This is a genomic window from Streptococcus sanguinis SK1 = NCTC 7863, from assembly GCF_000194945.1.
Classification (GTDB): domain Bacteria; phylum Bacillota; class Bacilli; order Lactobacillales; family Streptococcaceae; genus Streptococcus; species Streptococcus sanguinis.
This window is the reverse complement of sequence record NZ_GL878509.1, coordinates 55347-70474: the sequence shown is the minus strand read 5'-3', so window position 1 is coordinate 70474 and position 15128 is coordinate 55347. Positions and strand designations below refer to the sequence as shown.

The 15128-nt window shown below is 44.5% G+C and carries 11 protein-coding genes; all 11 read left to right on the top strand.

Annotated features, from left to right (window positions below):
- Positions 1-17: 17 nt before the first annotated feature.
- On the top strand, positions 18-554 hold the full coding sequence (grpE, locus tag HMPREF9378_RS03410) for a nucleotide exchange factor GrpE (protein ID WP_002902359.1): 537 nt from the start codon (positions 18-20) through the stop codon (positions 552-554).
- A 252-nt stretch (positions 555-806) separates the two neighbouring features.
- Complete coding sequence (gene dnaK / locus HMPREF9378_RS03415; RefSeq protein WP_002914005.1) at positions 807-2630, top strand: molecular chaperone DnaK; 1824 nt, start codon at positions 807-809, stop codon at positions 2628-2630.
- 12 nt (positions 2631-2642) lie between these two features.
- Positions 2643-2843: a hypothetical protein gene (locus tag HMPREF9378_RS03420; RefSeq protein ID WP_023917214.1), complete on the top strand. Its 201-nt coding sequence runs from the start codon at positions 2643-2645 to the stop codon at positions 2841-2843.
- A gap of 65 nt (positions 2844-2908) precedes the next feature.
- Positions 2909-3541 (top strand): DJ-1/PfpI family protein, encoded by a 633-nt coding sequence (locus HMPREF9378_RS03425; protein WP_002914000.1) that lies wholly within the window; start codon positions 2909-2911, stop codon positions 3539-3541.
- A 198-nt stretch (positions 3542-3739) separates the two neighbouring features.
- On the top strand, positions 3740-4873 hold the full coding sequence (gene dnaJ / locus HMPREF9378_RS03430; RefSeq protein WP_002905343.1) for a molecular chaperone DnaJ: 1134 nt from the start codon (positions 3740-3742) through the stop codon (positions 4871-4873).
- Positions 4874-5193: 320 nt separating this feature from the next.
- Positions 5194-10932, top strand: coding sequence for a ZmpA/ZmpB/ZmpC family metallo-endopeptidase (locus tag HMPREF9378_RS03435; protein ID WP_002913999.1), 5739 nt, complete (start codon positions 5194-5196; stop codon positions 10930-10932).
- A 256-nt stretch (positions 10933-11188) separates the two neighbouring features.
- A complete protein-coding gene (truA, locus tag HMPREF9378_RS03440; protein WP_002902366.1) occupies positions 11189-11938 on the top strand; it encodes a tRNA pseudouridine(38-40) synthase TruA in 750 nt (249 codons plus the stop codon).
- Positions 11928-12689, top strand: a complete 762-nt coding sequence (locus tag HMPREF9378_RS03445; RefSeq protein ID WP_002902367.1) for a bifunctional hydroxymethylpyrimidine kinase/phosphomethylpyrimidine kinase — start codon at positions 11928-11930, stop codon at positions 12687-12689. Before truA ends, HMPREF9378_RS03445 begins: the two co-directional genes overlap by 11 nt.
- The gene (locus HMPREF9378_RS03450) at positions 12679-13161 is read left to right on the top strand and encodes an ECF transporter S component (RefSeq protein ID WP_002898943.1); all 483 of its coding nucleotides are present in this window, start codon (positions 12679-12681) and stop codon (positions 13159-13161) included. Before HMPREF9378_RS03445 ends, HMPREF9378_RS03450 begins: the two co-directional genes overlap by 11 nt.
- Before the next feature lie 12 nt (positions 13162-13173).
- Complete coding sequence (locus tag HMPREF9378_RS03455; protein WP_023917207.1) at positions 13174-13737, top strand: TIGR01440 family protein; 564 nt, start codon at positions 13174-13176, stop codon at positions 13735-13737.
- Between the two features lie 79 nt (positions 13738-13816).
- Positions 13817-15100 (top strand): trigger factor, encoded by a 1284-nt coding sequence (gene tig / locus HMPREF9378_RS03460; protein WP_002913990.1) that lies wholly within the window; start codon positions 13817-13819, stop codon positions 15098-15100.
- Positions 15101-15128: the final 28 nt, after the last annotated feature.

The following is a 15128-nucleotide window of genomic DNA, read 5'->3' as shown; positions in this document are numbered from 1 at the left end:
TAAAAAGGAGGTGCCTTGTGGCAAAACATAAACAAGAAGAACATCCAGAAGATGTAGAAGTAAAAGAGGAAGCTGTAGAAACAGCTGAGCAAGCTGAATCAGCAAGCCCTGAAAAATCAGAATTAGAACTAGCTAATGAGCGGGCAGAAGATTTTGAAAACAAATATCTCCGTGCTCATGCAGAAATGCAGAACATCCAGCGCCGAGCAAATGAAGAACGCCAGCAGCTGCAAAGGTACCGCAGCCAGGACTTGGCAAAAGCTATCTTGCCTTCGATAGATAATCTGGAGCGCGCGCTTGCCGTTGAAGGTCTGACAGATGATGTCAAAAAAGGACTGGAAATGGTGCAGGAAAGCTTGATTCATGCTCTCAAAGAAGAGGGCATCGAAGAAATCCCAGCTGACGGAACTTTTGACCATAACTATCACATGGCCATTCAAACAGTTCCAGCCGACGATGAGCACCCAGCTGACACTATTGCGCAGGTCTTCCAAAAAGGCTACAAACTTCATGATCGTATTTTGCGCCCAGCAATGGTAGTGGTCTATAACTAGGCTAGAAAACTTGAAAAATCTTGTCCGAAACGACAATAAACTATGAAGAAAGAAAACATTCGTTTAGCTTTGCTTTTAATGAGCGAACGAACCAAAGACGATACTCTTCGCCGTGGCGCTATTCGCGCAAACTTTGAGACCTTAGGCTCAAAGTTTAGTCAAAGAGATTGATAAAGTCAAACTCTGACGGTGGCGCAGCCTAATAAGAGTATCAAAAAGAAAATAGAATATAAAATTTAAGGAGAAAAACACATGTCTAAAATTATCGGTATTGACTTAGGTACAACAAACTCAGCAGTTGCAGTTCTTGAAGGAACTGAGAGCAAAATCATTGCAAACCCAGAAGGAAACCGTACAACACCATCTGTAGTGTCATTCAAAAATGGTGAAATCATCGTTGGTGATGCGGCAAAACGTCAAGCAGTGACAAATCCAGATACAATCATTTCCATCAAATCAAAAATGGGAACATCTGAAAAAGTAGCTGCCAATGGCAAAGAATACACTCCGCAAGAAATCTCAGCTATGATTCTGCAATACTTGAAAGGCTATGCAGAAGAGTACCTTGGTGAAAAAGTAAGCAAAGCAGTTATCACAGTACCAGCTTACTTTAACGATGCACAACGTCAAGCGACTAAAGACGCTGGTAAAATCGCTGGTCTTGAAGTAGAACGTATTGTCAACGAACCAACTGCAGCAGCCCTTGCTTATGGTCTTGACAAACAAGATAAAGAAGAAAAAATCTTGGTCTTTGACTTGGGTGGTGGTACCTTCGACGTTTCAATTCTTGAGTTGGGTGATGGTGTCTTTGATGTACTGGCAACTGCTGGTGACAACAAACTCGGTGGTGACGACTTTGACCAAAAGATTATCGACCACATGGTAGCTGAGTTCAAGAAAGAAAATGGCATCGACTTGTCAAATGACAAGATGGCGCTTCAACGTTTGAAAGATGCAGCTGAAAAGGCTAAGAAAGACCTTTCAGGTGTGACTTCTACTCAAATCAGCTTGCCGTTTATCACAGCTGGCGACGCTGGACCTCTCCACTTGGAAATGACTCTGACTCGTGCTAAATTCGACGATTTGACTCGTGACTTGGTAGAGCGCACTAAAGAACCAGTTCGTCGTGCTCTTTCTGACGCAGGTCTGAGCTTGTCAGAAATTGACGAAGTAATCTTGGTTGGTGGTTCAACTCGTATTCCAGCTGTTGTAGAAGCTGTTAAGGCTGAAACTGGTAAAGAGCCAAACAAATCAGTGAACCCTGATGAAGTAGTTGCTATGGGAGCAGCTATCCAAGGTGGTGTTATCACTGGTGATGTCAAAGACGTTGTCCTTCTTGACGTAACACCATTGTCACTTGGTATCGAAACAATGGGTGGTGTCTTCACTAAGCTGATCGACCGCAACACAACGATTCCAACTTCTAAATCACAAGTCTTCTCTACTGCAGCAGACAATCAACCAGCCGTTGATATCCACGTTCTTCAAGGTGAACGCCCAATGGCAGCAGATAACAAGACTCTTGGACGTTTCCAATTGACAGATATTCCAGCTGCTCCTCGTGGAATCCCTCAAATCGAAGTAACCTTTGACATTGATAAGAACGGTATTGTATCAGTTAAGGCTAAAGACCTTGGAACTCAAAAAGAACAACACATTGTCATCCAATCTAACAGCGGCCTTACTGACGAAGAAATCGACCGCATGATGAAGGATGCGGAAGCAAATGCTGAAGCAGATAAGAAACGTAAGGAAGAAGTTGATCTTCGTAACGAAGTTGACCAAGCTATCTTTGCGACTGAAAAGACTATCAAGGAAACTGAAGGCAAAGGCTTCGACGCAGAGCGTGACGCTGCCCAAGCTGCTCTTGATGAACTTAAGAAAGCGCAAGAAGATAATAACTTGGACGACATGAAAGCGAAATTGGAAGCTCTCAACGAAAAAGCTCAAGCGTTGGCAGTGAAACTCTATGAGCAAGCTGCTGCGGCTCAACAAGCCCAAGCAGGAGCAGAAGGCGCACAAGCAGCAGATAACTCAGGCGACGATGTCGTAGACGGTGAGTTTACGGAGAAATAGGAGGAGTTATTTTTGGATAACGTAGCAGATATCATGAAAACGTTATTTTGGTATGTCATTATCTACGGAAGTTTGATTCTTATTGCCTATCCTGTTAAAGAAGGTGGAGATAAGACATTACTGGGTATGAAACCAAAATATTTACTTCAAAAATTTCTAGAACTAATGGCATTTCCCATTGCTATAGGTATTCTAGTAAATGTACTAAGTTAAATGAGTCCAATCACAGGGGTTGATAAACCAACCTCTGTTTTTCGGTAAAATAGAGGATGTTGCGTATGAAAAAAGTACTTTGTTTGATTTATCCTAATTTTTCTCTTTATGAGATAACTGCTTTAACGAGTACTTTAGCTCTGTCTTTTGACGCCACGATTGATTATGTCGCTTCAGATCATTCGATGGTGGGCTCTGAGGATGGCTTGCTCTGTCAACCGACCAAAACACTAGATCAAATCTGTATAGAAGAGTATTCTTGTGTGATTTTGCCAGGAATGGTAAACATAGGACCTGCTCTACAGGATGAGAAATTGATTTCGTTTTTGAGGGACCTTGGTGAGCAAGATATCTTAATATCAGCCATTTCTTCAGCGCCTCTTTTATTAGCGAAAGCAGGTCTGTTGAAGGACACGAAATTTACAGGTGGAATATGGCAAAACTTCTTTGACTATTTTGAATTTCTTCCACGTGAAAATTTCCAACTGAAAGTCCTTGTGCAAGATAAACAAATCATTACGGCTATCGGTTTTGCCCATCAAGCGTTTGCGAGAAAAGTGCTTCTTAGTCTAGGTTTGGTAGATAATGCTGACGACTATTTTAAAGAACGGAATCAGTATTCAGAAAAGAACTTGATATTCACTTTATCAGAAGAAGAGTTTGCTGAAATGAAGCATGAATTTGAAAATACCCTCTGATCAATATTTTCTAAAATTTAAAGAAAGGAACATGGGTGTTCGCAACTGAACACGGGTTCCAAAAATTCTGACTCAATATAAAAGAAAGGAACTGAACCCGACCTAAATTCTCGGAAAAGAGAGAAGTCTGTCTAGGAGCATCGCTCCGTCGCCTGATTTCCTATTTTTCAGTCGAATTTTACGGTCTTGGTATCTTACATGAACAATACAGAATATTACGACCGTCTAGGTGTCTCTAAGAATGCTTCTCAGGATGAGATCAAGAGAGCCTATCGGAAATTATCTAAAAAGTACCACCCCGACATTAATAAGGAAGCTGGGGCGGAGGACAAATATAAAGAAGTCCAAGAGGCTTATGAAACGCTGAGCGACGAGCAAAAGCGGGCAGCCTATGATCAATACGGTGCAGCGGGAGCTAATGGTGGCTTTGGCGGTGGTGCAGGCGGCTTCGGTGGCTTTGATGGCTCCGGCTTTGGCGGCTTTGAAGATATCTTCTCCAGCTTCTTTGGTGGTGGCGCTTCGCGTAATCCTAATGCTCCGCGCCAAGGGGATGATCTTCAGTATCGTGTAAATCTCCGCTTTGAAGAAGCGATTTTCGGAGCTGAGAAGGAAATCAAGTATAACCGCGAAGCGACTTGTCGTACCTGTGACGGGTCTGGTGCTAAGCCAGGAACTAGCCCTGTTACCTGTGGTCGCTGCCATGGCTCAGGTGTCATCAATGTTGATACCCAAACACCGCTTGGCATGATGCGTCGGCAAGTGACCTGTGATGTCTGTCATGGCCGAGGAAAAGAAATCAAAAGTCCTTGTGAAACCTGTCACGGAACGGGTCATGAAAAACAGGCTCACAGCGTTAAGGTAAAAATCCCAGCTGGTGTGGAAACTGGTCAGCAGGTCCGTCTGTCTGGTCAAGGTGAAGCAGGCTTTAATGGCGGTCCTTATGGTGATCTTTATGTTGTGGTCCAAGTTGAGCCGAGTGACAAGTTTGAGCGAGATGGCTCTACCATTTACTACAAGCTCAATCTCAACTTTGTCCAAGCAGCTCTTGGTGACAGTGTGGATATTCCAACTGTTCACGGGGATGTGGAGCTGAATATCCCAGAAGGAACACAGACTGGCAAGCGTTTCCGTCTGCGTGGCAAGGGAGCACCGAGTCTGCGTGGTGGAAGCATGGGTGACCAGTATGTAACTGTCAATGTTGTGACGCCGACTGGCCTCAACGACCGTCAAAAAGCGGCCCTCAAAGAATTTGCGGAAGCTGGCAATATCTCGGTCAATCCTAAGAAAAAAGGCTTCTTCGACAAAATGAAAGATGCCTTGGAAGATTTGTAATCATATAAAAAGGAGCAGCCTAATGCTGTTCTTTTTATGTTTTCTAGAAGGACATTTGGCAAATGTAGTCAAGTAAGAGAGCCGCTCTAATCAGCCTTTTAATTAAAAGAAATTCACAATAAAAAGCGTAAAGAGATTTTCTCTATTTACTTTTACAAAAATTAATTGTTTTTTTAAGTAAAATCTATTGTAAAAATTTCCTAAAAGATATATGATAATACTATATGTATAAAACGCATCTTTTTAGCCTGCTGGGGAGTTGGTTAGGAAGATAATGGGAGATTAACTTTATACATTTTAGGAAAAAGGGGATTTATAAAGTGAAACGTTTTGAAAAAGTGCAGGAGCGAATTCAGAAATATTCGATTCGCAAATTGTCTGTCGGTGTGGGCTCAGTTGCCATTGCAGCTCTGATTTTTGGGAGCTCTTTGTCCAGTTCGACTGTTGCTGCGGATGAAGTTGGAGGCGGTGCGACTGCTCACTATACTTATGTTGAAGAGCAAGAGCTAACAGAGCAGGAAAAAGGGCTGATTAAGAAAGGTCTGCCTGAAAATCTGCAAACAGGGGAAAATTATTACCTGATTTATCGGAAGCAAGATGGGCAAACTGTCTTGCCGAGTACAGGAAATAACGGTCAGCCGCTTCTCGGCTTATTTGCGGGAACGGCTATTTTGGCTGTCTTGGTATTCTCACGAAAGAAATCTGGTAAGTTACTAGGAGTGCTTTTGCTAGGTAGTTTGGGACAAACTGTGTTACAGTCTCCTCAAGCGTTTGCGCTAGAAAATCGGGAATTGCTTTCATATAACCGTCAAGTTGCGGTTTCGTCAACAGTCTCTGAAGCGGATGTGACCATTGCAGGCTATAACTATATCGGTTACTTTACAGCTTCTGATTTGCGTACTTTGACAGAGACCAAGACAACCTCTCTGCCGGCTGGTCAAGAGGCTCAAGCGCAAGCAGAATTATCAGAAGCTGCAAAAGAGGATTCTGATTCTATTGATCGAGCTGCTCAGGCAGGGTTGCAGTATCAGCTGAATCCTGATGAAAGTGATTCTGGCCAGATAGGGAATCTTCCAACTCCAACTCCAGCTCCAACTCCAAATCCTAGTCCAGCTCCTCAGCCGTCAAATCCACCTATAGAAACGGCAAAAGGGGAAAGTTTACAAGAACCTGCCTTGCCAGAGTACAGCGGTGCTGTGAACGGTGAGTCGCTAGTTCAAGCGGAAACTCCAGTCTATACTGCTCCAGTTGGTACAGTTGGAGACACAGCCCCAGTCGAGCCAGCCCTCCCAGAATACACAGGCGGAGTTAATGGCGAATCGCTAGTTCAAGCAGACAATCCGGTCTATGATGCTCCAGTAGCTACAGTTAGTGACGTGGCTCCGGTTGAGCCCGCCCTCCCAGAATATACAGGCGGCGTTAACGGCGAATCGGCAGTTCAAGCAGACAATCCAGTCTATGATGCTCCAGTAGCTACAGTTAGTGACGTGGCTCCAGTTGAGCCAGCTTTGCCAGAATACACAGGTGGCGTTAATGGTGAGTCAACAGTTCAGCCAGAACAGCCTAGTCTGCATACAGACATCAAGCTAGAAACGATTGAACCTCAAGTTGTCAACAAGACAGATGATAGCAAGTATCTTGATGAGGAGACCACTGTCGATGGAACTCCAGGACAAAAAGAAATTGTTACCAGCTATGAAGTCTTGGGTGGTAATCGCATATCAGAGCCGCAAATAACTGAAAGAATCTTGCATGAAGCAGTTGATACAGTGGTCACTCGGGGTAGCAAGGCTCGCATCAATAAAGAAGAATTGAGCAAGCAGCTAGCTTTAGCAGCGGCTGTAGATCCAGGAGTTTACACCAATCAATCCTATCAGCAGCTGCAAGCAATTAAGAATATGGCTGCGACGGTTTATCAAACTTCGTCAAGTCAAGATGAAATAGATGCGGGTGTCAACCAACTTAAGCAAGCTTTGTCCGACTTATTGGCCCTTAAAGCAGCACCAACTCTGACTGTTTCAGCGGTTAAGAAGGATGAATTGCAGAAATCAGTTCAGATTCAATACCAGCTGACGGACAGGGATCAAGCCTTTACTAGTGCTCATGTTCGTCTGAAGAAGGATGGCCAGCTGATAGCAGAGCAGAACTTGGCGGCAGGCCAGTTGACTGCTAGCTTCAGTGGTTTGGACTACTATACACCATATAAGATTGAGACGACTCTGTCTTATGACTTAGGAAATGGCTCTGAAAGTCAGGAATTAGCTCAAGAGACAGTCCAGCTTGACCTGAAGAAGGTAGAACTCAAGTCCATCACTAATGTCGCTTTGATGAAGGTTGAAAATGGCCAGACAAAATTGATGCCTACTCTGGCTGAAAAGCCAGCAAATCTGGACCAATATTATCTGCACTTTACATCCGACCAGTTCAAGGACACTGTCCTACCAGTTACCTCTATTGAGGAAGTGGTCGTTGATAACCAGCCTGTCTTCAAGATTCAGGCTCAGCTGCCAGACTTGCTGCAAAGAAGCGCAACTGGTCTTCAAAACAGCTTTGATTTCTATCTGGAAAAGGCTAAGAAGCGTGAAGGAAATGTCTACTATGACTTCCAAGATCTTTTGGACGGTATCAAGGAAGATCCTTCTGGAACCTTTATTTTGGGCCGCAGTATCAGTGCCAAGCTGATTGACAAACCTGCCAACAGCAAATCTTACTTGCCAGGTGAGTTCAAAGGTCAGCTGATTGGCGGTCAAAATGGCGAGCGCCATGCGATTTTAGACTTGGCGCATCCTTTATTTGATACGATTACTGGCGGAACGGTCAAGGATATTGACTTTAAGCGGGTCAATATGGTTTATCCAGATTCGCAAGCGGGCGATACAATTGCGACAATTGCTGCCCGCTTGAAGAATAAAGGAGTAATCGAAAACGTCAATGTACAAGGATACTTGGAAGGAAGAGACCATATAGCCGGTCTGGTTAACAATATAGAAGGCCAATCTCGAGTTGAAAATGTCTCCTTTAAGGGTCAGATTAAGTCTAAAGGCGGAAATTCTGTAACAGCTGGTATCGCTGGAACCAACGCCATGTCCTTGGTGAAACGTGCCTACGTTGAAGCGGATATTTGGGTTAAGAGTGGCCAAAATGCAGGTATGCTGGTCGCTCAAAACTTCACTGACTATTCAGGTTCAGGCTGGGGTAACTGGGGCAGATTGATGCAATCAGTTGCCAAAGGTAAGTTAGAGGATGCAGGCTCAAGAAATTCAGCTGGTATCGCTGCTTCCATTTGGCCGTATGGAACCATCAATGACACTGTCAGCTATGCAACGGTAGTGAACGGTAAAGAGCTCTTTAGCTCAGATAATGAGATTACCGATGCTTGGATGGGACAAAAACTCCAAAACCTCTTTGGTGTTCAGGGACAAAGCTCTGGAACCAAGACAGGTAAAGATGCTAAGTTCCGTCGCTTGACAGAAGCAGAAGCTGAGCAAAAAGTCAAGAGCTATCAGATTACGGCTCTTGAGCAAACCAGCGCAAATGAAGTAACAACTGAGAAGCTAAATGCTGCTATCCTGAGAACAAGTACTTATCAAGATAAGCCAGGTTACAAGGCAGAAAATGAACAGCTTTATCAGAACCTCGAGCGCTTTATGCCTTTCTACAACCAAGAGTTCTTGATTCATGAGGCCAATAAGCTGGTGGATGCTGGTAAGGCGGGCGACCTGTTGACTAAGAAAGTTCTATCAGTTCAAGCCCTGAAAGGCAACCAATTTGTTACTGGCGGAACGGATGCAGATAAGATCTTAGTCCATTTTGCAGACGGAAGCAAGACCATCTTCAATCTTCAAAATCAAGCACGATTTGAGCAGACTGCCCTGCCAGAATATCAAATCGCAGAGCTTGGTACGGTCTATACTCCAAATCACTCAACCGCAGTCAAAGAAGACTTGCTGACTCAGCTGACTGAGAGCTTGAAGAGCTTTGAACTGTATAGTGATGAAGTCTATCGTTCTGTTGGTCTGCCTAATGATAATGACAAGGTCAACAAAGTGAAGCGTCTCTTCCTAGATGAATCTCTGGCTGAAGTGAAAGCCAACTTGCAGGATATGCTTGGTAAGCTCTTGGCTAATGAATGGACAAGATTCCATGCTGATAATCCAGCAGCCAACGAAGCTCTGAAAGCTAAAATCGAAGAGAACAAGACGGCTATCATGCTCGGTCTGACCTACCTCAACCGTTATTACGATCTCAAATTTGGCGACTATAACCTCAAGGAGCTAGTACTCTTCAAACCTGACTTCTATGGTGAAAAAGTGTCATTGCTGGATCGCTTGATTAAGATTGGTCGTTCGACAGAAAATCAACTGAAAGGGGCAGACAATGTCAATATGTTTGCGCGTCAGTTGAAGGCTGAGTCCAAGTCTAGTGATTTGGTCGCTTACTTGGATTACAACCGTCGTCTTTTGACTGACTTTGCTGATATGGATTCTTGGTTCAAGGACGCAACCCGAGGCTTTATTCAGTTTGAAGAACGCCAATCAGAAGTCGAGGAGATTAAGTCTGCTAAGTATCGCGTCTTTGATAACCTCAACTCTGAATATTTCAGCAACTATATCCTCCCGCTTCTAACCTTGAAGAATACGCGCTTAGCCATTCTGTCAAACTATAGCACGATGGCCTTTGTCAACAGAGACAAGCGCCGGTCATGGTCTGATGAACGATTTAATGCGGGCATCAAGGAAGTAGCGACCCAGCATCGAAATCACGTAGATACTTGGTACAAACTGCTCTCAGATGATATCAAGTCCAGAATGGTAAAGCAAAATGTGACGGCTGTATGGGATGGTTTTGATGTCGAAGGACGTGGCTGGATTGATGTCAACGGAAATGATAATAAGGGCAATCCTTATGCTCCATCACGTGAGTTCTTTAACCTGGTTGGAGGAAGAGCTGGTGGCTGGTACAAGTCAAATGGCTATGGTGCCCACGCTGCCGGTTCAATCCGTGTGAACTTCGAGGCCTTTGACCTCTTGACGGAATACGGTGTGTCCGTCTTCACGCACGAGCTCACCCACGTCAACGATAGAGATATTTATCTGGGCGGACATGGCAGACGACAAGGTATCGGACCAGAAGGCTATGCCCAAGGGTTGCTCCAATCACCTGTTCCTGGTCAGCCAGGTTGGGGTGCTCTGGGTCTCAATATGGCCTTTGATCGTCCAAATGATGGCAGTCTCATTTTCAATAGCTCGCCAAGACTCTTCAAGAACCGAGCAGACATCGACCATTACATGAAGGGGTATAATGATACTCTCATGCTGCTGGATTACCTTGAGGGCCAAGCGGTTGTGGATAGAGGAAATGAAGCCGCAGCTAAATGGTTCAAGAAGATTGAGCCGAAGGTTGTAGATGCTCGGACTCAATATGATGTCGTGAGAGAGTTAACGGCAGAGGAGAAAGCGGCCATGTCAGTCTCTTCTGTAGAGGACTTGGTTGACCAAGGCTTGCTGTCTAACCGTGCGGTTGACAATCGAACTTATAACCCTGCTGACTATGACTCTAGTTACATTGCGATCGACTTTATGACAGGTATCTATGGTGGTGGTCAAAACAATACTGGAGCGCCGGGTGCCTTGATGTTCAAGCATAATACCTTCAGAATCTGGGGTTACTATGGCTATGAAAAAGGCTTTGTAAGCTATGCTTCCAATAAACACCGTAAGACAGCCAATGAGCAAGGGGTGACTGGTTTGAGCGATAACTTTATCATCAAGCAAATTTCTGAAGGCGAATTTGAAACAATGGAAGCCTTCAAGAAAGCTTACTTCAGAAAAGTTGTAGATAAAGCACAAACCTCAGGTATTAAGCCAGTGACTGTCAACGGAAAAGTCTATAGTACTTATGAAGAGCTGAAAGCTGGCTTTGCAGAAGCTGTTGACAAGGATCTGAAGAAGTCTCGTGTCGATGAACGTGCAACCAAGGACTTCAAGTATGCTGTCTTTACGCAGTTGCTCAAGAACACCAACAGCTTTATGGATGAAAACTCCATTTGGGGTTCCTAAGAAAAAGTGTTTAATTGCCTACATGAGTAGCTGCAAATAATGACCTTTAGCAATATGTAATCAATAACCCATTTGAATTTGTTCTGTTTGTGTCGTCACTGACAGTATGATTCAGATGGGTTTTTTTGTTGCATAACGGCAACAAACAGTATCGATTATCCCTAATTCTTATACGGTATTTTCATAAAAATCTGTCCCCGGACAGTTCCTGCTTTTAGGGCTTGCTGGGGGCTTTTTTTCCTGCTAAAATAAACACATGACACGTTATAAAGCGATTATATCCTATGATGGTTATGGCTTTGCTGGTTTTCAGCGACAGCCCCATGCCAGAAGTGTTCAGGAAGAGATTGAAAAGACCCTGACCCGTATCAATAAAGGCCAGCCTGTGGTGATTCATGGAGCGGGTCGGACCGACAGCGGTGTTCACGCCCTGGGCCAGGTGCTGCATTTTGATTTACCGGAAGAGCGGGATGAAGAAAAATTACGTTTCGCCTTGGATACCCAGACGCCGGAAGATATTGATTTTATTAGTGTGGAGCAGGTATCAGATGATTTTCATTCTCGCTACAATAAGCACAGCAAAACCTATGAATTTTTGGTGGACATCGGCCGGCCTAAAAATCCTATGATGCGCCATTATGCCACGCATTATCCATATCCTTTGGAGCTGGGTCTGATAGAAGAAGCGATTGCTCAGCTAGAGGGGACGCATGATTTTACAGGATTTACGGCTTCGGGAACCAGCGTGGAAGACAAGGTTCGGACCATCACCGAGGCCAAGGTCCGCTATGATGCAGAGCGGAATTTTCTAGTCTTTACTTTTTCGGGCAATGGCTTTCTCTACAAGCAGATCCGTAATATGGTCGGTACCCTGCTCAAGATTGGCAATAAGCGCATGCTGGTAGAGCAGATTCAGAGGATTTTAGCGGAGAAAGATCGCCATCTGGCAGGACCAACAGCCGGTCCAAACGGCCTCTATCTAAAGGAGATTCGTTATGAAGAATAAGTTGATTTTAGCCCTTTCGGGCAATGATATTTTCAGCGGCGGCGGACTGCACGCTGATTTGGCTACCTACACGGTCAATGGTCTGCATGGATTCGTAGCTGTGACTTGCCTGACAGCCATGACTGATAAGGGATTTGAGGTCATTCCAGTTGAGGAAGAGGTTTTTGCCCAGCAGTTAGCCAGTCTCAAAGATGTTCCTTTTTCTGCTATTAAGATAGGACTTTTACCCAATCTGGAAATAGCAGAGCAGGCATTGGCTTTTGTCAGGCAGCATGCGGATATACCAGTAGTTCTGGATCCTGTTCTGGTCTGCAAGGAAAATCATGACTTGGAAGTCAGTGCACTTAGAGAAGAAATCATCAAGTTTTTCCCTTATGTCAGCATCATCACGCCAAATCTGGCAGAAGCTCAGCTATTGACCCAAAAAGAAATCAAAACTCTGGAGGATATGCGGGCTGCAGCCAAGGAGCTCTATGATTTGGGAGCTAAGCATGTGGTGATTAAGGGCGGCAATCGCTTAAGTAAGGAGCGAGCGGTGGATGTTTACTATGACGGACGCGATTTTGAGGTCATGGAATCGCTAGTGCTGGCCAGCAACAATACCGGAGCGGGTTGCACATTTGCTTCCAGCATTGCCAGTCAGCTGCTTCTAGGCAAGTCTCCGCTTGCAGCAGTTCAAATTTCTAAAGATTTTGTTTACCGAGCGATTCAGCGCTCAGATCAATATGGGGTAGTTCAGTATGAGAAATAATCAAGTTAAAAAATTAGTTATCTTAGCTTTCATCACAGCTCTATCAGTGGTTTTGGGGAATTTTTTAAAAATCCCAACTCCGACAGGATTTTTGACACTGCTGGATGCAGGGATTTATTTTACAGCCTTCTACTTTGGCCGCAAGGAAGCGGCTATTGTCGGAGGCCTTTCAGGCTTTTTGATTGATATGATTGCCGGCTATCCCCAGTGGATGATTTTCAGTCTGATTTGCCACGGACTTCAGGGATTCTTTGCTGGCTTTGAGGGCAAGAAACGCTACCTTGGCCTGGTCTTGGCCGCAGTGGCTATGGTCGGTGGCTATGCCCTCTTTGGTAGTATCATGAATGGTGTCGGGGCTGCCCTAGCCGAAATCTTAAGTAATTTTATGCAGAATGCATTTGGTTTAGCAGTCGGTTTTGCCCTCTACAAAGCTTTCCCGGAGAGTTTGAAAAAGACAGTCACAGTGAAATAAGTGAGGTGGGAAATGGACTTAGCTAAGATTGGAGCAGAAACTCGTCAGATTGTTCTAGATGTTTTGGATAAGGCTGCCTTGGTTGAAGGAGATATTTTTGTTCTGGGTCTATCCTCCAGTGAGGTTGTCGGAGGTCATATCGGTCAGAATTCCAGTCTGGAAGTCGGACAGGTTATTGTCAAAACCATACTGGATATCTTAGAAGAGAAGGGTATCTTTCTAGCAGTTCAGGGATGTGAGCATCTCAATCGCGCCCTCGTAGTCGAAAGAGCCTTGGCTGACAAGAAGGATTTGGAGATAGTCAATGTTCTGCCTACTCTTCATGCTGGAGGCAGTGGTCAGCTAGCGGCTTTCCAATACATGAAAGATCCTGTCGAGGTAGAGTTTATTGTCGCTCAGGCGGGGCTGGATATTGGCGATACTGCTATCGGCATGCATGTCAAGCATGTGCAGATTCCTATCCGACCGATTCTCAAGGAATTGGGAGCTGCCCATGTCACGGCTTTAGCCAGCCGTCCCAAGCTAATTGGCGGCGCCAGAGCGGCCTATACTGAGGATAAGATCAGGAAGGGATAAAAGGAAAAATAATTTTGAAAAAAACTCTAATTATGCTATAATGGGTTGTATTCAATAAATTTTAAGGAGAAATGACAGAATGTCTGTATCATTTGAAAACAAAGAAACAAATCGCGGTCTTTTGACTTTTAGCATCAGTCAAGAGAAAATCAAGCCTGCCTTGGACCGTGTATTTAAGTCAGTAAAAAAAGATATTGCTGTACCAGGTTTCCGTAAAGGTCACCTTCCACGTGCTATCTTCAACCAACGTTTTGGTGAAGAAGCCCTTTACCAAGATGCTTTGAACGCTCTTCTTCCAGAAGCATACGAAGCGGCTGTCAAAGAAGCGGGTATCGAAGTAGTTGCTCAGCCTCAGTTTGATGTCGAGTCTATGGAAAAAGGCCAAGACTGGGTCATCAAAGCTGAAGTAGTCACTAAGCCAGAAGTTAAGCTGGGTGCTTACAAAGACTTGGAAGTAACTGTTGAAGCTACTAAAGAAGTGACTGACGCTGAAGTAGATGAGCGCATTGAGCGTGAGCGCAACAACTTGGCTGAGTTGGTTCTCAAAGAAGGTCCAGCAGCTGATGGTGATACAGTTGTGATTGACTTTGTTGGATCTGTTGACGGCGTTGAATTTGACGGCGGCAAGGGTGACAACTTCTCACTTGGACTGGGTAGCGGTCAATTCATCCCAGGATTTGAAGAGCAGTTGGTTGGCCACAGTGCAGGTGAAACAGTGGATGTTGTCGTAACCTTCCCAGAAGACTACCAAGCAGAAGACTTGGCAGGCAAGGAAGCTAAGTTTGTGACAACTATTCACGAAGTTAAAGAAAAAGAAGTTCCAGCATTGGACGATGAACTTGCAAAAGATATCGACGAAGAAGTGGAAACTCTTGACGAGCTGAAAGAAAAGTACCGCAAAGAATTGTCAGAAGCTAAGGAAACAGCTTATAAGGATGCGGTAGAAGCAGCAGCTATTGATCAAGCAGTAGCAAACTCGGAAATCGTTGACTTGCCAGCAGAAATGATCCACGAAGAAGTGCACCGTGCTGTTAATGAATTCTTGGGCAACATGCAACGCCAAGGAATCTCACCTGACATGTACTTCCAAATCACTGGCACTACTCAGGAAGACCTGCACAAGCAATACGAAGCAGATGCTGAGTCACGCACTAAGACAAACCTTGTCGTAGAAGCAGTTGCTAAGGCAGAAGGTTTTGAAGCTAGCGCAGAAGAAATCGAAGCAGAAGTAACTTCATTGGCTACAGACTACAACATGGAAGTAGACCGTGTTCGTCAATTGCTGTCAGAAGATATGCTGAAACACGACATTGCTATCAAGAAAGCTGTCGAAGTGATTACTAGCACTGCGAAAGTGAAATAAGCTTCATCATTCAAAACGATATCATTTG

What these genes read in the sequence shown, in the direction of transcription:
- dnaK (WP_002914005.1), top strand. Translation starts at nt 807, where the DNA reads ATGTCTAAAATTATCGGTATTGACTTAGGTACAACAAACTCAGCAGTT.
- HMPREF9378_RS03425 (WP_002914000.1), top strand. Translation starts at nt 2,909, where the DNA reads ATGAAAAAAGTACTTTGTTTGATTTATCCTAATTTTTCTCTTTATGAG.
- dnaJ (WP_002905343.1), top strand. Translation starts at nt 3,740, where the DNA reads ATGAACAATACAGAATATTACGACCGTCTAGGTGTCTCTAAGAATGCT.
- truA (WP_002902366.1), top strand. Translation starts at nt 11,189, where the DNA reads ATGACACGTTATAAAGCGATTATATCCTATGATGGTTATGGCTTTGCT.
- HMPREF9378_RS03445 (WP_002902367.1), top strand. Translation starts at nt 11,928, where the DNA reads ATGAAGAATAAGTTGATTTTAGCCCTTTCGGGCAATGATATTTTCAGC.
- HMPREF9378_RS03450 (WP_002898943.1), top strand. Translation starts at nt 12,679, where the DNA reads ATGAGAAATAATCAAGTTAAAAAATTAGTTATCTTAGCTTTCATCACA.
- HMPREF9378_RS03455 (WP_023917207.1), top strand. Translation starts at nt 13,174, where the DNA reads ATGGACTTAGCTAAGATTGGAGCAGAAACTCGTCAGATTGTTCTAGAT.
- tig (WP_002913990.1), top strand. Translation starts at nt 13,817, where the DNA reads ATGTCTGTATCATTTGAAAACAAAGAAACAAATCGCGGTCTTTTGACT.